Raw genomic sequence first — 22,200 nt, forward strand, 5'->3', positions numbered from 1 at the left:
TACAGCCGCGATGGCGAATCTTTCTGAGCAGTACGGTTTTCGCGACGACATCGTCGAAGAGTTGGTCAAAGATCTGGTCGGTCCGGGAGACGGGCGCGACGAGGTCATCACAGACCTCCCGCTGGACCGATACATCGCCGGCGTCCTCTGGCCGGCAGACGACGTGATGCAGGAAGCAGCAGAGCCGGTCAGCGGGGAGTCCGACGAGAACGACACCGGCGACAGTCCGATATCCCAGGCGCTGATGCGCTACCCCACATCGATGGGTATCACGTTCTCCGTCGATTTGGTGCGAGCCTCATCGATCCAAATCGGCATCACGGCAGCCAAGTACGTCCCATCGGGCGCCGCCGGCAATGGGGAGCCGCTCGGGTCTCGGCGCCCATCACGGCGGAAGCAGGTCGCAAAGCCGGAGGTATGGACGCGCGACGAGCAGCTCATCGACCCCATCGACTGGGACATCGCAACGCCGGGAGCGAAGAAGGTAGACGTCATACCCGGCCTTCAGCTCTACGTTTACACCCGTCTGCCGAGGAATGGCCGAGTGGCCGTGTCGGTCGCGTTGCGCAACACACAGGTGCCGCCCAAGGGCGAACTGCGCGACAGGTTCGCCTGGTTCCAGGTAGGGGTCGAGGTGCGGTCGCCCGAGGAGGCCATTGTCGACCGGTCTTCGTACGGCGTGCTCAGTGAGGACCCCGACTTGCGATCAGCCGCATTGCTGTACCGCAACGCGCGGGTCTTCGCGATCGGCCACGGTTGTGCCGCCACATGGGATCGCGATGGGACGTCTTCTCATGTCGGCCGCGTGGCAACCACTTTCATTCCTCGACAAGAGATCTCCAGGGCCAAACCCGGCGGTGTGAGCGCTGAGGTGAACCTGCGAATGTCCTTCCTGGGCAACGCCTCCGACGAGGAGTTGGCTCAGAACCTCGGCCAGATGGTCGCAGAGTATCGGGATTGGATCGACCGGCTGAGCGATAGCGTTCAGAACGACACGGCCGATGTCGAGGACGGCCTGAAGGTCGTGGCCGACGAGCATGTCGAGCGTGCGCGGACTGCGGCCGAGCGAATACAGAACGGAATCGATCTGATCGTCAGCGATCGCGATGCCGGACGTGCCTTCCGGCTTGCCAACGCCGCGATGCAGATGCAGCGCGCACGCCAGGACTGGGTCCGAAGCGGCGCGATCGGGCCGGTCGGTGACGGCGCCGAGCAGAGTTGGCGACCATTCCAGATCGCCTACATCCTCTTGAATCTCCCGGGCCTTGCAGATGCGGACCACGACGACCGTGACATCGCCGACCTCCTGTGGTTCCCCACCGGCGGCGGCAAGACGGAGGCCTACCTCGGGTTGGTCGCCTTCACGATCTTTCACCGCAGGCTGAAAGACCCCGAGACTCTCGGCGTAGCCGTCATCATGCGATACACCTTGCGCCTGCTGACGATTCAACAGTTCGAACGCGCCACCATGTTGCTCTGTTCGTTGGAGCGGCTGCGCCAGCGAGAGACCGATCTGGGTGACCGCCCGTTCTCGATCGGTCTATGGGTCGGCCAGGCCGCCACCCCGAACACATTGGTCGAAGCAAGAAGGTCACTCAATGCCATCGCCGATGGGCGGGAGCTCAACGAGAAGAACCCGGTGCAGCTGACCCAGTGTCCCTGGTGTGGCCAGGATTTGAACGAGACCCACTATGCCGTGACGAGGGGCCCCGAAGAACGGCTGCGGATCGCGTGTGGGAACAATGCCTGTGATTTCCGGGACGGCCTGCCGGCCTATGTCGTCGACCAGGACATCTACCGGGTGCGTCCGGAACTGGTCCTGGGCACGGTCGACAAGTTCGCGCAGATGGCCTGGAACGAGAAGGTTCGAAATCTGTTCGCGCGGGATGGAACCGGTACGCCTCCATCCCTGATCATCCAGGACGAGCTGCATCTGATCTCGGGCCCGCTGGGTTCGATCGTCGGACTGTACGAAGCCGCTATCGACGCCGCGTGCGGACAGCTGACCTCCGAAGGCATCATTCGCGGGCGGCCGAAGGTCATCGCCTCGACGGCGACGATCCGACGCGCCGATCGTCAGATACGCGCCGTGTTCAACCGTCGCGCCGAGCAATTCCCGCCTCCGGGCATCGATCCCGATCAGTCCTTCTTTGCCGAACCGGCCTCGCGTGATCTCTTCGGTACACGCGAGTACATCGGCGTGATGGCGCCGGGAACCAGTCACGCCACGTTGATGGTTCGTGTCTACGCCGCCATACTGCAAGCCGCCCACGATCTTTCCGGTGCTCCTGAGGTCAGGGATCCGTATTGGACGCTCCTGGGGTACTTCAACAGCCTCCGGGTGCTGGGCAGCGCGAATCTTCAAGTGGAAGGCGATGTTCGAGACCGACTTCAACTCGTCGCCCGGCGTAAGCAGGCATCACCTCGCGATCTGAGGCCGCCGGTCGAGTTGACCAGCCGGGTTCCTTCCGCGGAGATCCCGCGCACGCTGAAAAGCCTCGAGAAGGACGTCTCCTCGGGATCGGCCAATGACGTGGTGCTGGCCACCAACATGATCTCTGTCGGTGTCGACATCGACAGGCTCGGGCTGATGGCGGTGATGGGACAGCCACAGTCGAGCGCCGAGTACATCCAGGCCACCAGCCGCGTCGGACGTCAGCACCCGGGTTTGGTCGTCACGATATTCAACTCTGCGCGCTCACGGGACAGATCTCACTACGAGAACTTCGTCCCTTACCACCAGGCGCTATACCGCGCAGTCGAAGCGACGAGTGCGACACCGTTTGCCGCCCGTGCGCGTGATCGTGCCCTGCACGGAGTTCTGGTATCGATCGCTCGCCTCCTGGTCGATGATCTTGCAGCCAATGAGTCGGCACACAAGGCGACGGTTCGTTATGACGAGCTCGCACAGCTGGTGGAGTATCTGGAGCAGCGCGCGGAGTGCGTAACGGATCCCGAGGAAGCAGAGGACACCAAGAAACAGCTTGGAGAACTTCTCCAGGTGTGGGCGGAGGCGGCCGAATCCCGTCCGGACCTCCAATATCGAAACAGCGCCAACAACTATGACGAGTCGCTACTTGTCCCGACCGACGAGGCGTTGACGGACGAGGACATCGAGTATTCGACTCGTGAGACACCGTGGCCGACCCTGCAGAGCATGCGGGACGTCGATGCCGAAAGCACGCTCTACCAGATACCCGCAAGGAGGGTGCCACGATGAACGGCGCGAAAGCCCGCCGCAGCCAACTGCTGAGTACTTACGGCGTCGGCGGACTGTTCCCTGCCGAATCGACCAGCTTCATGATCGCCGGCCTACATGAGTGGAACGTCGATAGAGCCGAGCACATCTCAGAGCCGCGACTGGCCAGGGCCCTCGGCGTGACCGAACTCAAGGCACCGCCCGCGGGAGGTAGGCGTGACATCCCGGTCATCCGCTACCCCTATACCCAGGTGTGTCCCAAATGCCGACGCATCGGTTCACTGGGTGATCTGTCCAAGGACTTGAACGAGGCCAGATGCAAGGTCGACAATGTCGACCTGAGTCCGTTCAGGCTCATGGGGGCATGCCGGAACGGTCACGTGAGCGAATTCCCCGTGTTCCGGTGGTTGCACAAGGGGCAGCAGGAACAAGGTGTTGGCGACGAGCATGTGATGAGGCTCAACGTGCTGGGACGGACCTCATCGCTCGGTGACCTGGTCCTGGAGTGCACGTGCGGCGTCGAGAAGCGCAGCCTCGAGGGGGCGATCGGCTCGGGGTCACTCATCGATTTCGGCAAGTGCAGAGGATTGCGGCCATGGCTGGGGCTCGAGACGACGGAGACATGCGACGAGTACCCGCGAGCCGTCCAGCGTGGTGCCTCGAACGTATGGTTCCCTGCCGTGCGGTCCTCGATTTCCATACCGCCCTATTCTGAGGCGCTCGCGAAGTTCGTGGACAAGCACTGGGAGATGGTCAAGGACCCGGCCGCTGCTATCCCGCCCGTGCTGGCCGGATTGGCTGCGATGTCCAAGGGGCGGTTCAGCGCCGACCAGATCATCCGCGAGATCGAACGACGTCGCGGCGAGGACGAAGACGACGAAGAGATCTCAGAGGCCAAACTCCGCGCCGACGAATACAAGGCACTGGTCGAAGGACGTGAAGAAGAGAGCCTCGACTCGGACTTCGTCTGCCTTCGGCGCGATGTTCCCGATGGGTTCGAGTCCCTGATCACCGATGTGCGGAAGGTGACCAGGCTGCGAGAAGTGCGTGCGTTGCAAGGATTTACCCGGCTCGACGGCGCCCCGGACCCATCCGGGCCTGCACAGAAGCTGTGCGCGCTCGCGCCCACGCATCTGCACTGGTTGCCTGCCATCGAGGTGATCGGTGAAGGGGTGTTCCTCGCGTTTCGCCGGCCCGCACTGGTCGAGTGGGCCGAGAGTGACTTCGCGCAGAAACGACTCGGCATCCTGCAGAAGGCCGCAGACCGCGCGGCCGCAGACTACGGGCGTTCGCCGGCACCGGTCGACATCATCAAGGTCGCGATCCACACGCTGTCGCACATCATCATCGACCAGTTGTCTCTCGACGCTGGGTACCCGGCTGCCGCCCTGCGAGAAAGACTGTTCGTGGACGACAAGATGGCCGGGCTGCTCGTCTACACCGCCAGCTCCGATTCCGCAGGAAGCCTCGGTGGAGTCGCATCCATGGCGGAGACCGAGCACCTCGACGCGGCACTCCGGGAAGGGTTGCAGCGACTGTCCTGGTGTTCGTCGGATCCTGTGTGCATCGAGTCGTCAGGGTCCGGCACCGACGGGCTGAACCTCGCCGCGTGTCACGCCTGCGTACTTGCGCCGGAGACGTCGTGCGAGATGAACAACTCGTTTCTGGACCGGGCGCTGTTGTTCGGCACCCATGACGCGGGTTGTGAGGATGCCGGGTTGTTCAGCGAACTCGTGGAGAGGGCGCTCTGAGAAGTGGGTCGGTAGTACCGATACGTAGGCGCCGAGGAAGGTTGTACGAACGTGACTGGTATCAAGCACCTTTCGATGCGGGTGCCCTGGCGAGACAGGCCTTGGGACGCGTCCATCTGCAACGACCCGCTCGGCAATTCATCATGTACGTTGCTTGCCAACATCGGACCTAACCGGCAGGACACGTACGAAGCGGAGAATGCTGCCGCCAGTACGGACACTCTCGATACCAACCGTTTGCCGTGCCTCAGCGAACGAGGCATGTTCATGTCGCCCATCGGCTACACGGTCACGAAAACCCACCCGTTCTCCTGGCATCAGGCATTGAAGGGATCGCTCCGGCCGACCCAGGTCTCTTTGCCGGGTTATGCGTTCGAGGCCATCCCGTTTCGCTGGCTGAACCGCAAATCGCTCAACGAGGACATCGGTTTCGCCCGCGTGCCGGACTTCAACCCGACAGCGGAAGACGATGTCGACAAGGTACTCGGATTTCACGACGGCGCGTCCTGGGTCATGGACGGGGGCAACCAGCGCGCTGTCATGGACGAATTCTTCGAACCAGTCGCGCCGGGTGAGTCCCTCGTCTTCATTTATCTCAAGCATTCGCCGCTGCAGGAGGCGCGCACCGATCGGCTGATTGTCGGCGCCGCCCGCATCACCGGGGTTCAACCGCCGCCGATGTGGAACCAAGATGGCAAGCCGCCCTTTGACTCGTGCATGTGGGAAACGGTCGTTGCGCACAGCTTGAGGCCTGACATGACGGACGGTGTGCTGCTCCCATACCAAGCACTTGTGGGACTTCAAGACCAAGGCGTGGATGTGGACGACGCCCTGGCATGGGCTCCTGAGGGTCGTGCCATCGAATTCAGTTACGTGACAGAGCATCTCACTGACGACGCTGCCATTGATGCCCTGGCTTCGCTCAGGAGCGCGGCTGAAGGCGCCCGCGCGCTCGGTTTGGAGGTTCCTGATGCTGCGTTTGCTTGGCTGACCGAGCAAACGGAGCGGCTTTGGGAGCTGCGTGGCCCGGTGCCGGCCCTGGTGGCCGTGCTCGCGTTCCTGCGAGTCGAGCAACCTTACGTTGCCGCGCGCGCCCTGATGGACGAGGTCGCAGATGCCGTGACCTGGGACGCCCTGCGGGAGCTGCTCGATGGGCGTCGCCCGGTCCCGAGCGTACTCAGCCGTCACCTCACCTCGACGGTTCGAAGAATCTGGTCAAAGCTCGCAGTGGAATTGCAGGACGCACTACAACTGCTTTCCGCATTAGACATCAGTCCAGAACAGCTGGAGATGCTGATGACTGGCGACACCGAGCCGGAATGCTCACCGGAAGAACTGCTCGATAATCCCTACTTTGCGAGTACCTGCACATATGGCACCGAGCTCCATGTTCCTTTTCTGACCGTGGATCGAGCACTCTTCCCGCCCACCCACGTCATGTGGTCGCCACCGCTGCCACCGGACGTCCGCATCGATGACCATCTCGATCGGCGACGGGTGGAAGCGCTGCTGACAGATGTGTTGGAGCGGCAGGCCATGCAGGGGGACACCCTCCTCCCTGAGCACGAGGCCATCGACTTGGCGAACGCCTATGCGCTCAGCCGGCGGCCAAACTTGGCGCACATCGTGCTTGAAGGGCTCGATCTGGACCGCGATGGACTCCTTGATCAGGATGAGTGGTCACCCCTCACCAGCGTCGACCTTGCCGACGGGTCTCCTGCCATCAAATTGACCAGGTTTGTCGAGGTCGCCGACTTCATCCGCACCTGGGTGAACGAACAGGAATCCAAGCCGAAACACGGTCAGCTGGACGATGCGCGGGAAGTGCTCGATAAGGCGTTGGCGCGCAACCAGAATGTCGATACCGATGCCGCGTTCGACGAACTCGAGGACCGTGCTCGGACCGAGAAGGCCGCGGGGCTGAGCGAATTGCATGACGCGGCGATGTCGGTGCTGATCGGGCCTGCGGGCACCGGCAAGACGACCCTGTTGCGGGCTCTCGTGGAATATCCGGGTGTGGCAGATGGGGGAGTCCTGCTGCTGGCACCCACTGGTAAGGCCCGGGTCCAGCTCGAAACCAAGGTCGGTCTCCCCGCGAAGACACTCGCCAGTTACCTGGCTTCGTCGCATCGGTACAACGGTGAGTCCGGCCGGTACCTGGTATGGGGCGATCAACAGCCACGTCAGAGTCATGGCCTCGTTGTCATCGATGAGGCGTCGATGCTCACCGAGGAGATGTTGGCGGCAACGCTGGACGCATTCACGGGGGTTCGGCGCATCGTCTTCGTCGGGGATCCCCGGCAGCTTCCTCCGATCGGCGCGGGCCGGCCATTCGTCGACCTCGTCGATTCCAAACGCCCGGATTCTTTCGAAGAGTGGACGCACGTGGGCCCGGGCTATGTCGAGTTGCAAGTGACCCGTCGACAGGTCCCCGAGGGCGGCCACGGTACCCGTCACGATCTGGAACTTGCCGCCTGGTTCGGAGGAGGCACCCGCGGTGCGGGCGACGAAGCCATATGGTCCGAACTCGCCGACGAACCGAATCGGCCGACGGTTCGTTACGTTCAATGGGGAGACCGAGGTATCGCGGAGGCTCTGCTCAGTGCGCTGTCTGATGAGTTGCCCTTGGATGCGCATCAGAAACCAGATTGGGCCTTCGCCCTCACGTACGGCGCGACGCTGAAAGATCCCTACCTGAACTGGGAGCCAGGTGCCGGCCGGCATGCGGAGGACTGGCAGATCCTCTCCCCGACCCGCTCGCGGGCATTCGGAACAGTCGAACTGAATCGACACATCAAACGCACCTACCGAGCAAGCGACACGGAGTTCGGGCAGCGTAATGCCAAGGCGAATATTCCGAAGCCAATCGGCCCGGAGCTGATCGTTCGTGGCGACAAGGTGATGCAGACCGTCAACAAGAAGCTGAAGGCGTACCCGACCGAAGGGGCGTTGAACTACGTCGCGAACGGTGAGATCGGCGTGGCGATCGGCAGAGTCACGCCCAGCTTCAAACGTAAGAAGGCCAACCTGCCTTTGAACGTGGAATTCTCCTCGCAGCCCGGTTACCAATACGGATACTGGCCGTCGTCGAGTGAAGATGCGCCACTCGAACTCGCCTGGGCGGTCACCGTGCACAAGTCTCAGGGCTCCGAATTCGACACCACCTTCCTGGTTCTGCCGGCACGGGCAAATGTGTCACGCGAATTGATGTACACGGCACTGACGAGGCAGAAGAACAAGGTCGTCATCCTGCACGAGGGCACGTTGGCCGATCTTCGCGGACTCGCCGAGCCGTGGCGCTCGGAAACCGCACGCCGTCTGACCGACCTGTTCACCGCTCCGAATCCGGTGGCCTTGGAGATCCGCGGGGCACGGCGACGCTACGAACGGCGGCTCATCCACGTTGCGGCGAACGGTACACCGATGGCGAGCAAGAACGAGGTCATCATCGCCGGGTTGCTTGACCGCTTGGTGCCGGGCCAGTGGAGTTATGAGGAGCCGTTTCGAGGCACTGATGGCAGAGAAGTACTGCCGGACTTCACGATTCATACCCCGGACGGCCGCAAAGTGTACTGGGAACACGCCGGAATGCTCGATCGGCCGGACTACGCGGCGAAATGGGAACTCAAGAAATCGTGGTACGCGAACAACGGTGTTCTTCCATTCGACGACGAGCACGCCGGCGACACCGTTTTGATGTGGACCGATGACCTGGCTGGTGCCGATGCACGGTCCTGGCTGGCCATGGCTTCAGATGTGTTCGGCGTGCAGCCGGCCGAGCCTGTACCGGGCGGTGGCGTGCGTGAGCGACGTGTAGCCAAGAAGGCGCCGCCCAGGCGAGCTACTTAGGGCACTGGAATGGCGGCGCTGAAGAGATACAGGTTGGTGGAGCGTTTGTCGGTGGCCCGCGCGAGCCTGAAAGGCTTCCTCGAAAAGGCGAGTAAACCGTCACCGACCACAAGGGGACGTGTCCCTACAACCCGTAGCCGCGAAACATTTGACAGAGTCACCAACGCCAGACCCACCGAAACACCAGACCAGCATCACGACCCGGAGATCATGTGACCACCCCCGTAGCAACCGACCCGCAAGACCTCAACGTCGCCCCCGGCTCCATCGTGGTGGTCCGCGACGAGGAGTGGCTGGTCACCAAGGCCGAGCAGGGGGCCGACGGCTGGCTGGTGCACGTCCGCGGACTGTCCGAGTTGGTCGCCGACACCACCGCCGCCTTCTACTCCAGCCTCGACACGATCGAAGTCCAGGACCCGCGGGAAGCCAAGGTCGTTGCCGACGGCTCGTCCGGCTACCGCGACTCCCGGCTCTGGCTCGAGGCGCTGCTGCGCAAAGACCCCGGTCCCGTACGGCGATCAGTCGCTCACGGTCTCGACGCACATGCTCGCCGACGCGCTGGCCTACCAGCGTGCCGCCGTCACCAAGGCGCTCGACCCATTGCACATCCGCCCACGCATCCTCATCGCCGACGCTGTCGGCCTCGGCAAGACCATCGAGATCGGCATGATCCTCTCGGAGCTGGCTCGCCGCGGACGCGGCGAACGCATTCTGGTCGTCACCCCCAAGCATGTACTGGAACAGATGCAGCATGAGCTGTGGTGCCGCTTCGCGCTGCCCTTCGTCCGCCTGGACTCCGCCGGCATCCAGAAGGTCCGCCAGAAACTGCCCGCCACCCGCAACCCATTCACGTACTTCAAGCGGGCCATCATCTCGATCGACACGCTCAAGAGCCCGCGCTACAAGGCGCATCTGGAACGTCAACAGTGGGACGCCGTGGTCATCGACGAATCCCACAATCTCACCAACACCGGCACCCAGAACAACGAGTTGGCGCGGGTGCTCGCCCCCAACACCGAGGCGCTGATCCTCGCGTCGGCCACCCCGCACAACGGTCGAGAGGAATCCTTTGCCGAACTGCTGCGGCTCCTGGATCCCACGGTGGTCCGACCGGACGGCACCTTCGCCAAGAAGGACGTCGAGTCGCTGCTCATCCGCCGGCACCGCCACAGTCCCGACGTCGCAGCCGAGGTGGGCGGCGACTGGGCCGAACGTGCCGAGCCGGTTCACCGCCTCGTGAAACCCTCGGCGGCCGAGGATGCCGTCGCCGAAGAACTGTCCCGCACCTGGCTGCACCCCCACACAGGCACCTCGCCCTACTCCGGCGACACCAAGGCCCTGTTCCCCTGGACCCTGGCCAAGGCCTACCTGTCCTCCCCGGCGGCGTTGGCCGAATCAATCCGGCAGCGCCGCAACAAACTCGACGACTCCGACCGGGAGCAGCGCGCCGAACTCAAAGCGCTCGAGACACTCGACGACCTCAACGCCAAAGCGCTCAACGAACAGGCCGGCAAGTTCGCCGCCCTGGTGCAGCGACTCAAGGACATCGGGGTCGGTCCGGGCAACAGCATCCGGGCGGTGGTGTTCGCCGAACGCATCGCCACGTTGGCCTGGCTGCGCGACCACCTCCCGAAGGCCACCGGGCTCAAACCCGAGAACATCGCCATGTTGCACGGCGGCCTCTCCGACGTCGAGCAGCAGGAGATCGTCGACAACTTCAAACTCGAGACCTCACCCATCCGAGTCCTGGTGACCGGCGACGTGGCTTCGGAGGGGGTGAACCTGCATGCCCAGTGTCATCACCTCATCCACTACGACATCCCGTGGAGCCTGATCAGGATTGAGCAGCGTAACGGGCGCATCGACCGCTACGGCCAGAAGCATCCGCCGGTCATCTCATCGCTCGTCCTCGAACCCAGCGACCGGAGATTCCGAGGAGACCTGCGCGTGTTGTCCCGGCTGCTGGAGCGCGAAAATCAAGCACACTCCACACTCGGCGATGTGGCCTCACTGATGGGCAAACACAGCGTCAGCGAGGAGGAGGACGTGATCCGGGACGTGCTGGCCAAGGGCATGGACCTCGACGACGCGGTCCGCACCGCCGACGAGGTCGCCCAGGGCGAGGACCTGGACGCTCTCTTCGCACAGTTCGACGCGCTCGACGAGGCACCGCCGCCGCTGCCGGCCTCCCCGCGGCAGAGCCTCTACCCCGACGACCTCACCTTCCTCGACGAGGCCCTGAATGCCGCGTTCCACGACGTGCCACACGCACCGCCGGAGCGCAACGGCGTCGGCTGGAAAGTCAGTGCGGCACACGGCATCGCCGAACTCACCCCGCCGAAGGACCTGCGGCAGCGGCTCGGGCAACTTCCGCAGAACTACCTCCAGCACGGGCGGGTGTTCGAACGCCTCAAGCTGGCGACCACCCGCAAGGTCGGGGAAACCCAGCTCCGCGTCGCCCGCGAGGGAAAGGGCGTCAACAACACCACGTGGCCGGAGGCCCACTTCCTCGGCCCGCTGCATCCCGTGCTGGATTGGGCCAGCGACCGAGCATTGACCGCGCTGGGCCGCAACCAGGTGTTCGTGATCCGCGGCGACGTGGAAGCACCCACGGTGCTGCTCATGGGCACACTGACCAACAAACGCGGCCAACTGATCTCGCGGGTGTTCTCCACCGCCGTGTTCCCCAACCCCGCCAACCCGGATTTCTGCATGGTCGAGACGCTGGAGGACATCAGCTTCCTCACCACCGACACCGCCCTCAAGCCCGGATCCTCCAACCCGGGACCGATCGCCGAGGCCGACCGCTACCGCGCACTCATCCCGGTGGCGGTGGAAAACGCCCAACGGGAGATGCGGTGGGTGCTCGACGCCCAGGAGAAGGCCACCACCGACCGGCTGGCCCAATGGCGCAAGCGCGCTGAACAGTGGCACCAGGAGGCCCAGCAGCTGGAGCTGATCGGCGCACAGAAGTCCCGCGTCGGCAAGCTCGGCCGCCGCATCAACGAGGAACAGCGCCTGGCCGATCTGCTGGCACCCACCCAACAACTGGTTCGCCCGCTACTGGTGATCGTCGAGGCCGATGCCCCGGTCGCTGCAGGAAAGGAGGATTGAGCCGTGGCTTCCTACGATTCGATCGTCGTCGGTGAGGACTGGATCAGCGAGCACTACTTCACCACTGATTCGCCGCGAGAATCCCTCCAAGGCAGAGTGATCGAGCTGCGCAAACAGTGGGACGCCGAAGCCAAGGAGGGACGGGAGACGGTCCGGCAACGCCTGCTCACAGCTACCCGCGACCTGCAGGCGGCGTTGTCCGCCCTGGCCGAGAACCCCGCCGCCGCTGCCGACGCTCACGCCCTGGTGCGGCGCACTCTCGGATACAACGAGGAACTCACCGAGTTCACCGGCGAGCGCGCCGGCACACAGCTGCGGCTACCGAACGCTCAGCTGCCCGGCGTGACGAGCACCCTGTTCCTGCAGGCGCGGCCGGTCGAGTCGATCGACGACCTGCTCGACCCGCAGACCGGTCGGCTCATCGACGCCGGCGAAGACGACGGCAAGCCGATCGAGGCGGTCTCCAAAGCGGTGTCCGCGGTGTTTCGCGCCGACGAACCACCGGCATTTGTCGTGGTGCAGGCCGGCCAGTGGCTGCTGCTGGCCGAGGCCGAGCGGTGGGCCGAAGGCCGCTACCTGGCCGTCGACCTGCTGGTGGTGGCCGAGCGGCGCGACGACAAACGCGGCGGCGAACTCGATCGCGTCGCAGCGATGCTGGGACGCCACGCGCTGCTGCCCGATGCCGACGGAAACATCTGGTGGACAGGAGTTCTCGAAGACTCCATCAAACACACCGTCGGCGTGTCGAAGGACCTGCGCGAAGGCATCCGGCTGTCGGTCGAGATCATCGCCAACGACGTGGTGCGACGACGTGAAGCCGAAGGGCTCCCGCTGGACCAGATCGACCCCCAAGAACTCGCCAAGCACGCGCTGCGCTTCCTGTATCGAATCCTGTTTCTGCTGTACGCCGAAGCCGCCCCGGAGCTACGGGTACTGCCGGCCGGGGCACCCGAATACGGCGAAGGCTACGGGCTGGACCGGCTGCGTGAACTTACGTTGACCGAGCTCGTCTCACCGGCCGCCAGAAACGGCACCCACCTCTACGAATCGCTGGCGACCCTGTACCGGCTCGTTGACCGCGGCCACACCCCCAAGACCACTGACGTCGCCGACGATCCCGCGCCTGGCCTGGAGTTCAACGCGCTGCGCGCCGATCTATTCGCGCCGGCTGCGACCGCGCTGATCGATGAGGTCGGATTGAGCAACGAGGCCACCCAGCAGGTGCTCGAACATCTGCTGCTGTCGAAGCAGTCCAAGGGCCGCAAGGGCGCCGACCGCGGCTTCATCTCATACGCGGAACTCGGAATCAACCAGCTGGGCGCGGTGTACGAGGGTCTGATGTCCTACACCGGCTTCTTCGCCGCCGAGGATCTCTACGAGGTCGCCAAGAACGGTGATCCGGAGAAGGGGTCGTGGGTGGTGCCCGTGACGCGTGCCGACCACCTGTCCAAATCCGACTTCGTCACCACGATCGACGAGGCGACCGGGGAGAAGGTCCCCGTCGTCCACAAGGCCGGGACGTTCGTGTTCCGGTTGGCCGGACGCGAGCGCCAGCAGTCGGCCTCGTACTACACCCCCGAGGTGCTGACGAAGTTCGTTGTGTCGCAGGCGTTGGCGGAACTGCTCGATCAGGACGGGGAGCGCACCAGCGCCGAGCAGATACTGCAACTGACGATCTGCGAACCGGCGCTCGGATCCGGGGCGTTCGCGATCGAGGCGGTGCGGCAACTGGGCGCCGAATACCTGAAGCGTCGACAGGAGGAGCTGGGCGAGGTCATCGACGCCGACCAGTACCAGGTGGAGCTGCAGAAGGTGAAGGCCTACCTGGCGCTGCACCAGGTGTACGGGGTCGACCTCAACGCCACCGCCGTGGAACTCGCGGAGATCTCGCTCTGGCTCGACACCATGGTCGCTGGCCTGCAGGCGCCGTGGTTCGGCCTGCACCTGCGGCGCGGCAACTCCCTGATCGGTGCCCGCCGCGCGGTCTACGCACCGAACCTGCTGGCCAAAAAGGAGTGGCTGAAGACCCCGCCAAAGGATGTACCACTCGGTGAGGAGATCGGCACCGGCATCCACCACTTCCTGCTGCCATCGCAGGGTTGGGGAGCAGTCATCGACACACCGGAGGCGAAGACCTACGCGCCCGAGAAGCGAGAAGAATTGCGGCAGTGGCGCAACGGGATCCGGTCCAACCCGAACGCAGCAATCAAGAAGCGGTTGGCCGCCCTCGCACAGCGGGTGGAAACGCTGTGGGAGTTCACCCTGCGTCGACTCACCATCGCCGAGTCGGAGATCCGCCGCGACATTGACGTGTGCGGCCTCGAACAGCAGGAGCAGTCACACGCGGTGACCCGTGAGCAGATCGAAGCCGTGCTCCACGACGAGAACGGTGCCTACCGCCGTCTGCGACGTGCGATGGATGCCTGGTGCGCACTGTGGTCGTGGCCGCTGACCACCGATATCGAACCGCCCGACTGGGACCAATGGGTCGGCGGACTGGAAGCCCTGCTCGGTGTGCCGCCGAAGGCAGGAAAGTTCGAGAAGTACGGGCAGACCAGTCTCGCAAGCGATGTGAGTTGGACCGAGCTCGATGACGCAGAGGACGCCGATCGCATTTTCTCCCAAGAGATTCCGGTTGAAAAGCTGCTCGATGGATTCCCCTGGATGAGAGTGAGCCAGTCCATCGCTGAGACACAAGGCTTCTTTCACTGGGAGTTGGACTTCGCGCCGATTTTCGCCCGCGGTGGCTTCGATCTCCAGGTTGGGAATCCGCCGTGGGTACGCCCTGACTGGGACGAAGCTGGAGTGCTCGCGGAGGTCGATCCGTGGTGGCAGCTGGCCGACAAGCCCGCCGAGGCGGTTAAGCGCCGCAAACGGGAGGAAGCTTTCGCGCAGACCGGGGCGCTTGCTGAGTTCATGGACGAGCGGGCTGAACAGGCCGGCCTGAAGGAGCATCTCGGCTCTGGCCTGGATCGGCCCGTTCTGGCCGGACTACAACCGGACCTGTATCGCTGCTTCATGGAACGCACCTGGCGGTCCATGTCACCCAGCGGGGTTGTTGGTCTAATTCACCCCGACAGTCACTTCACCGAGTTGCGAGCGAAAGGCCTTCGGCAGGAGGCCTACCGGCGGCTCCGCAGGCATTTTCAATTCAAGAACAACGCATATGTGTTCCGTGAGATCAGCGACAAGCGTGACTTTGGTATCCACGTGTATGGAGCCATCCGCGGCGACGTCAACTTTCTCCACGCGGGATGGATCTACCACCCTGTCGTTCTCGAGCGGTCCTTCAATCATGACGGCTCCGGTCAGCCTCCAGGTGTCCGTGATGAGAACGATAACTGGGATATGCGGAGCCACCGGGAGCGAATCGTCCGAGTGGACGAGGCTGTCCTCGCCAGCTGGGCTGCATTAATCGACGAACCCGGGACCTCCCCGACCGAAGCGAGAATGTTGTATCCGGTTAATCGAGCTAGCGCGAAAGTACTCGAGAGGATCGCCGCCGCTCCGCGCCTTGGCGAAGTTGGTTTCGAGTGGACTCGGGGCTGGGAAGAGCCGGGCGACCGCGATCTGGGCTTCTACAAATCTGCGTCCGCTGTCGCTGACCGGTGGGAGGACGTGATTCTTCAAGGGCCTCACCTGGGTCTGCTGCACGAGTAGGTGACAGTTTCGGTCACGCGGCCTGACTGGCCGGTGTGGTCATGATGGCTTCGAATTCCACCGGGGTCAACCGGCCGAGGCCGGCTTGTCGGCGGCGTCGGTGGTAGGTGCGTTCGATCCAGGTGACGATCGCGATTCGGAGTTGCTCGCGGGTGTCCCAGCGGCGGCGGTCGAGCACGTTCTTCTGCAGCAGGGAAAAGAAGCTCTCCATGGCAGCGTTGTCGCCGGCCGCGCCGACACGGCCCATCGAGCCGACCATCTCGTGATGGTGCAGTGCGTGCACGAATCGCCTTGAGCGAAACTGAGATCCTCGATCCGAATGTAGGATGCATCCCGCGACATCTCCGCGTCGGGCCACCGCGCTGTGCAGTGCACGGGTGGCCAGTCGGGACTTCATTCGGGAGTCAATGGAGTAGCCGACGATCCTGTTGGAGTACACATCTTTGATGGCGCACAGGTAAAGCTTGCCCTCACCGGTACGGTGCTCGGTGATATCGCTGAGCCACAACTGATTCGGCGCGTCGGCGGTGAAGTCGCGTTCGACGAGATCGTCGTGGACCGGTGGGCCGGGCTTGCCGTTCTTGCCGCGGTTTTTGCCGAACACGCTCCACAGTTGGTTCTGGGAGCAGATGCGCCAGGCGGTGCGCTCGGCCATCGGCTCGCCAGCGTCGCGGGCCTCCTCGACCAGGTAGCGATATCCGAACTCCGGATCATCGCGGTGCGCGTCGAAAAGGGCGTTGACGCGGTAGGCCTCGACGCGTTCGGCGTCGGTGACAGGGGAGGCCAGCCAGCGGTAATACGGTTGGCGAGCGAGCTTGAGGACCCGGCACGTCACCGCGACGGGGATCCCGTCGGCGGCGAGCTCTTTCACGAGCGGGTAGATCCTTTTCCCGGCAGGTTGGCCTGCGACAGATACGCCGCGGCACGGCGCAGGACCTCGTTTTCCTGCTCGAGCAGCTTGATCCGCCGCCGGGCCTCACGCAGCTCACCGGACTCGCCGGTGGTCTTGCCGGGCTTGGCGCCCTCGTCAATGTCGGCCTGACGGAGCCATTTCTGCAGCGTCATCGGGTGCACCCCGAAATCGGTGGCGATCTGCTCGATCGTCACCCCGTCATCGCGATTGCGGGCCACGCGCACGACGTCGTCGCGGAACTCACGGGGATAGGGCCTTGCCATGGGGACATCCTCCCAGCCTGCCCACCCAGGGCAAGCCGACTCAGATGTCACCTACTCGTGCAGCAGACCCCCTTACCGTCGCTACACCGCTATACCAGCAACCAAATCCCAATCCAAAAGGTCGGCAGGATACCGAGGCGATCAGTATCGACCGAATCGGTGAGGACTTCATCCCTCGCACCAGCTACCAACGCGCTAAGCCGTATGCCGATTACGTTGCCGCCTATCCAAAGTGGCACGGTGAACCCAGCTCTAGCTATTTCCGTCTGGCATGGCGCCGCATGGCAGATTCCGCAACAGTCCGCACATTGCACGCAGCTATCGCTCCGCCTGGACCGTGCTTCGTTGCCACCGTTCTGTCGGCAGCGTTGCCTACGGCTACCGACTTGGCGATAGCGAGCGGAATATGGTCGTCCTTGTCCGCCGACTTCTTCATCAAAGCTGCCGGAGTTTCAGAGCTCAAGCATGGTGTCGTTCGCCGTCTCCCACATGTTCGCAACCACCCGCTCGAAGCTAGCCTTATACTTCGCACCCTCCGTCTGAACTGCCTCGTACTCCCGTACGGCCCACTCTGGGAGGAGCTGTACGACGAAGCGTGGCAATCGGATTCGTGGGTCCCGCACATCAGCGTGGACTACGCGGACCGCTCACCACTCGGCGAGGTGGGCTCGAAATGGGAATGGGCGACACCGTTGCGTCGTGCCGCGGACCGCCGTCAGGCTCTGGTAGAGGTCGACGCGATTGTCGCGATCATGCTCGGTATCACCGAGGAAGAACTGTTGGCGATCTACCGCACCCAGTTCCCGGGATAGTGCCCCTTGGGGTGGTGGACTTCGGATCGGCGTGGGTTCACGCGTGGTGATCAACGAGTCGTGGTGAATGTTAGGCGATCTGGCGTTGTTCGGGAACCGGTTCGGTGGTCGCTCGGGCGGCGATGTGTTTGGTGGCGATGACTTTGCGCAGTTCAGCCATGGACACCTCGGACAGGTAGCGGCGGGTGACCTGCCATTCGTCGTGGGCTTCGATGACCACGGCGGTGGCCAGTCGTAGGAAGGCTGCGGGGTTGGGGAAGATCTCGACGACATCGGCGCGGCGTTTGATCTCCTTGTTGAGCCGCTCGATGGGGTTGTTCGACCAGATCTTCTGCCAGTGGGTGCGCGGGAACGCGGTGAATGCCAGCACGTCGGCTTTGGCCTCATCCATCATGGCGGCCACTTTCGGGAAACTGGACGAGAGGGTGTCGGCGACCTGATCCCACTGCGCGGCGACCTCGGCGGGGTCGGTGTGGGCGAAGATCGTCTTGACCGCTGCGGTGACCGCCGGGGCGTGTTTGGCGGCCACCGCCCCGTGCAGGTTGCGCATGAAATGCACCCGGCAGCGCTGCCAGGACGAGCCGGTGAACTGCTGGGCGACGGCGGCTTTCAACCCGGCGTGGGCATCGGAGATCACCAGGTGCACGCCGGTCAGGCCGCGGGCCTTGAGCGAGGCCAGGAACTCCCGCCAGAACTCGAAGGACTCGCTGTCACCGACGGCGGTGCCCAGCACCTCCCGGGTGCCATCGATGGAGACGCCGGTGGCCACCACCAGGGCCTGGGAGACCACGTGGGCGCCGACGCGGACCTTGCAGAACGTCGCATCGCAGAACACGTAGGGAAATGAGGTGTGGGTCAGGCTGCGGGTTCGAAACGCCTCGATCTCGCGGTCGAGGCCGGCGCAGATGCGCGAGACCTCCGATTTGGAGACCCCGGATCCAACCCCGAGTGCGGCGACCAGGTCATCGACGTTGCGAGTCGACACACCATGGACGTAGGCCTCCATGATCACCGCATGCAGGGCCTTGTCGATGCGACGCCGGCGTTCCAGCAGGGACGGGAAGAAGGAGCCGGCTCGCAGTTTGGGGATCTTGACCTCGATATCGCCCGAGGTCGTCGACACCGTCTTGGGCCGATGCCCGTTGCGGTGCGTACTGCGTTCGCCGCTGCGTTGGTAGCGTCCGGCCCCGATGGTCTCGGTGGCCTCGGCCTCGATCAACGCCTGCAGCCCAGCGCGGATCAGCTCAGCGAACACCGCCCCGACATCAGCGGACTTGAGTGCATCGAGTTGGGCGAGCAAGGCAGAATGGTCCTGGGTCATCGCGTGGTGCGTCCTTTGCTTGAGTCACTTGGTAGGTAACTCATTGACCACTACGCGATGACCCGCCCGAAAGCCTTCAACGACACACCCCGGCCTGGGCCGTCCTCAGCTCCGAAACCCCACCACACCAAGGGACTTACCCGTTCCCGGTGCTGCAGAAGTATGAGCGGGACGCGCTTTACGACGCGAACGGCCGACAGCTGCCCGGAAAACTGGCCTCCGACTACCGCAAGAAGGGGGCGGTGAAGCCCGAAGATCTCACCAACGATGGGGTCACCTATGTCGAGCCGTTCGTAGGGGTGAATCGGGAGCATGACATGGAATTGGCGCACAAGCATTTCAGCCGGCTCATGGGGGTTTGAGAGACATTGAAGCAGCACGATAGACGCCGCGGCTTGAATACAGCTATCCAGTGAACGGTTTTTCGAATGGGCCGACGCGCTCCCGTTTTCGTAGGTTATTAACGACTCGGAGTGACGATCAACTGTGCGGTGTCGGGGCCGCGCGGATCACCGTCCTCGGGCTTGGTCGTGCTGATGTCTAGTGCTATGCGGCGGGATACTGTTCCTCGTGCTCAGGAGAAGGTCGTAATTTCGCGTAGCGGGAACAAGTGCGCCTATCCGGGTTGCGGACTTGAGCTCACGATTGACCCGCAACACCCAGGGGATCGGCCGAAGGCTACGGGGAAGGTTGCGCACATCGCTGCCGCAAGTCCCGGTGGGCCCCGCTACGACGAGACAATGACTTCAGCGGAGCGTGGCTCGGCTGACAACCTGATCTACCTGTGCGGTCCGCACCACGATGTGATCGACACTCAGCTAGAGCACCACACTCGCGAATTCTTGGTCGGGGCAAAGCGAGCACACGAAGAAGCTGTGCAACGCGCGGTACGGACTGCCATGGGAGAGGTCACCTACGAGGAGCTGCAGGTGGTCTGCAAGGTGATCGCGAATGCGACAACACCGCCGCAGGAACTTGGGATTGATCGCGCAGTTCCACTCCAGGAAAAGATCAGCCTGAATCTGTTGGGGCCGTCGTCCGTCCAGCGCATCACCGATGGCTTGTCGCAAGCAGTGCGGATTGCGGACTTCATAGCCTTCCAGAACTCTCTGTCGCCGTCCTTTGGACGGACCTTGGTTGCTCGATTCAGAAGCGACTACTACCTGGCAGTGGCTGACGGGCTGGAGCCTGACGCTGTGTTCGATTACTTGGTGGAGAAAGCGTTCGACAACGCGGGTCCCCGCGACACTCCGCAGGTCCGTGCTGCGGCGCTGTCGGTGATCGCGTACTTGTTCGAGATATGTGAGATTTTCGAACGTGGGTGAGATCTTTCCCGACAAGTTCACGCCTCTTGAACGGACGGTCGTCGGAGAGGCTGCTGTGTTGCTGTCGTTGCTCGGAGAGCGCAGTGTCAGTGTCGGTCAGCTGTACGTCGAGCACCGGCAAGAGATGCCGTCGGCTACCTACGATTCTTTTGCCACTGCACTGACGCTGCTCTACGGCGCCGGGGTGCTCGACTTTCAGGACCAGATCGTGAGGGTTGTTTGATGTTTATTCGCCTTAGTGCAAACCGCGATGAATTCAAACCCATCGATTTCAAGCCGGGGTTCAATGCGATCGTTGCCGAACGTGCAGATGATTCGTCCGCGCAAGACAGCCGCAATGCCCGAGGAAAGTCCTCTTTACTGATGCTGATGAACTACGTGCTCGCGGGGAGACTCCACCGCAGCCTTCGTCCTCTTGCTGACGATGGGTGGGAGATGACGCTGGCCATGCAGATGTTCGGTGGCACCGTCACCGTGACACGCGCGCTTGCCGGTGGCGGCAAATTAGCGATCACAGCAGACCACCGTGCATCGGAGGTAATCGCTCCCTGGATTTCTGAGGGGCAGATAACAGTCGATAATTGGAAAGATTTGCTCGGGCTGGCGCTCTTTCGGCTCGACCCAAGCGTCCGCGAAATAACGGGTGGCATATCGGTTCGCACACTGCTGTCATATGTGATCCGCACTGAGACACCAAAGGATCCATTGAAAGTAATTTCCACACAAAGTGCGACAAGCAGCCGAGAACATGTCGCCTTCATGCTGGGTCTCGACTGGTTGGTGATTAATGAGCTAGCCGATATCAAAAAGGGCTTGGAGCAGCTGAAGGCGATAACCGCTGCGACCCACGAGGGGCTGGTCACCACGCTGCGACCGGAAGATGAGCTTCTCCTCGAACGTGCAGCCCTAAAGAATGAAGTTGATGAGTGGGAACGACGGATCGCTGGCTTTCGCATACTGGAGGATCCGAGCTCGCTCGTAGCACGCGCCGATGCGCTGACTGCTGAGATTATGCAGCTACGTGATGAGGCCGTGGTGGACCGCCGGATGCGGGAATTGTTCGTTTCTTCGCTCGCTGACGGCTCGAATAGCGCGACCTCGGCGTTGCCGGTTGAGGCGCTGTTTGATGCGGCCGGCGTGATACTTGCTGATGGGTTCAGGCGGCAGATTGATGAGGTGAGGGACTTCCATACCGCACTGCTTGTGAATCGACGCACATTTCTTCGGGGCGAGATCGAATCGCTCGACAGGCGCATTGCCGAGAGGACCGCACAGCTCGCCCAGCTGGACGAGCAGCGGGATGGTGTCCTACGGACGCTGGATGCCGGTGGTGCGCTCGATGAGTTGAACTCGATGAGGGCCGAGCTCAGCGAATCACAGGCGCGTATAGCCGCCCTCGATTTACAGATCGAACAAGCGCGGGAAGTCGTTACCCGACGCGAGGAGCTCAAACTAGACCAGTCCACCAAACGAAGTGATGCGACTCGAGAACTCACGGGCTCAAGGGAGAAGCTCGACCGGATCAGTGATCGGTTTAGCCAGAAGATGAACCGCCTGTACGGAAAGGATGCTGCCCTGACCGTCTCAGTAGACAATGACGGGTACAAGTTTGCAATCCATGCGGCGGGCTCGGCCAGCAGTGGCGTGAATCGCATGACGTTGTTCTGCTTCGACCTGACGATGTTGGAAGAGGGCATAGAGACCGCCCATCATCCGGATTTTCTCGTGCATGACTCGTCTGTATTCGACGGAGTCGACCCAAGACAGCGCGCTGGGGCGCTTCATTTTGCCCAAGAGATGGTCGCTAGTACCGGTGGTCAGTACATCTGCACGATCAACAGCAACGATGTACCTGACGAAGTCCTCGGTGAGGATTGGTTCAAGGCCGGTATTGTCCGAACAATTTTGGATACAGAAACGGGCGGACTTGTTGGGCGGGATTTCTGATGGTTACCTCGACGAAATTGACGAATCGTGATTGCGTCGAGTCTCG

General features: G+C 62.9%; 11 protein-coding genes and 1 pseudogene. 10 read left to right on the top strand and 2 right to left on the bottom strand.

The features are described from left to right. Window positions 1–10: 10 nt before the first annotated feature. The 5 genes and pseudogenes from R2K23_RS08830 (at window position 11) to R2K23_RS08850 (ending at window position 15,573) form a co-directional block, all read left to right on the top strand. Window positions 11–3,220: a helicase-related protein gene (locus R2K23_RS08830; RefSeq protein ID WP_316516090.1), complete on the top strand. Its 3,210-nt coding sequence runs from the start codon at window positions 11–13 to the stop codon at window positions 3,218–3,220. After that, the gene (locus R2K23_RS08835) at window positions 3,217–4,950 is read left to right on the top strand and encodes a DUF1998 domain-containing protein (protein WP_316516091.1); all 1,734 of its coding nucleotides are present in this window, start codon (window positions 3,217–3,219) and stop codon (window positions 4,948–4,950) included. Before R2K23_RS08830 ends, R2K23_RS08835 begins: the two co-directional genes overlap by 4 nt. 51 nt (window positions 4,951–5,001) lie before the next feature. Next, window positions 5,002–8,799, top strand: a complete 3,798-nt coding sequence (locus tag R2K23_RS08840) for an ATP-dependent RecD-like DNA helicase (RefSeq protein WP_316516092.1) — start codon at window positions 5,002–5,004, stop codon at window positions 8,797–8,799. Window positions 8,800–9,071: 272 nt separating this feature from the next. Continuing rightward, a pseudogene (locus R2K23_RS08845) lies at window positions 9,072–11,913 on the top strand (helicase-related protein). Window positions 11,914–12,255: 342 nt separating this feature from the next. Beyond that, the gene (locus R2K23_RS08850; protein ID WP_316516093.1) at window positions 12,256–15,573 is read left to right on the top strand and encodes an Eco57I restriction-modification methylase domain-containing protein; all 3,318 of its coding nucleotides are present in this window, start codon (window positions 12,256–12,258) and stop codon (window positions 15,571–15,573) included. Between the two features lie 13 nt (window positions 15,574–15,586). Here R2K23_RS08850 and R2K23_RS08855 read toward each other — a convergent pair. Then, a protein-coding gene (locus tag R2K23_RS08855; RefSeq protein WP_316512199.1) for an IS3 family transposase occupies window positions 15,587–16,749 on the bottom strand; the annotation gives its coding sequence in 2 pieces (ribosomal slippage) (window positions 15,587–16,462 and window positions 16,465–16,749; 1,161 coding nt in all). A gap of 629 nt (window positions 16,750–17,378) precedes the next feature. On the opposite strand from R2K23_RS08855, the gene R2K23_RS08860 reads away from it, so the two are divergent. Next, complete coding sequence (locus tag R2K23_RS08860; RefSeq protein WP_316516094.1) at window positions 17,379–17,561, top strand: hypothetical protein; 183 nt, start codon at window positions 17,379–17,381, stop codon at window positions 17,559–17,561. A gap of 70 nt (window positions 17,562–17,631) precedes the next feature. Here R2K23_RS08860 and R2K23_RS08865 read toward each other — a convergent pair whose 3' ends face one another. Further along, window positions 17,632–18,882 (bottom strand): IS256 family transposase, encoded by a 1,251-nt coding sequence (locus tag R2K23_RS08865; protein WP_316513341.1) that lies wholly within the window; start codon window positions 18,880–18,882, stop codon window positions 17,632–17,634. A 149-nt stretch (window positions 18,883–19,031) separates the two neighbouring features. Between R2K23_RS08865 and R2K23_RS08870 the strand changes: the two genes are divergently transcribed. From R2K23_RS08870 to R2K23_RS08885, 4 genes are all read left to right on the top strand, one after another. Further along, window positions 19,032–19,244: a hypothetical protein gene (locus R2K23_RS08870; RefSeq protein ID WP_316516095.1), complete on the top strand. Its 213-nt coding sequence runs from the start codon at window positions 19,032–19,034 to the stop codon at window positions 19,242–19,244. A gap of 378 nt (window positions 19,245–19,622) precedes the next feature. Then, window positions 19,623–20,207, top strand: coding sequence for an ABC-three component system protein (locus R2K23_RS08875; RefSeq protein ID WP_316516096.1), 585 nt, complete (start codon window positions 19,623–19,625; stop codon window positions 20,205–20,207). Next, window positions 20,200–20,430, top strand: coding sequence for an ABC-three component system middle component 6 (locus tag R2K23_RS08880; protein WP_316516097.1), 231 nt, complete (start codon window positions 20,200–20,202; stop codon window positions 20,428–20,430). Before R2K23_RS08875 ends, R2K23_RS08880 begins: the two co-directional genes overlap by 8 nt. After that, the gene (locus R2K23_RS08885) at window positions 20,430–22,154 is read left to right on the top strand and encodes a DUF2326 domain-containing protein (RefSeq protein WP_316516099.1); all 1,725 of its coding nucleotides are present in this window, start codon (window positions 20,430–20,432) and stop codon (window positions 22,152–22,154) included. The genes R2K23_RS08880 and R2K23_RS08885 overlap by 1 nt, the downstream gene beginning before the upstream one ends. Window positions 22,155–22,200 lie beyond the last annotated feature (46 nt).

The sequence above is a fragment of the Mycolicibacterium sp. MU0050 genome, assembly GCF_963378085.1.
Taxonomy (GTDB): domain Bacteria; phylum Actinomycetota; class Actinomycetes; order Mycobacteriales; family Mycobacteriaceae; genus Mycobacterium; species Mycobacterium wendilense.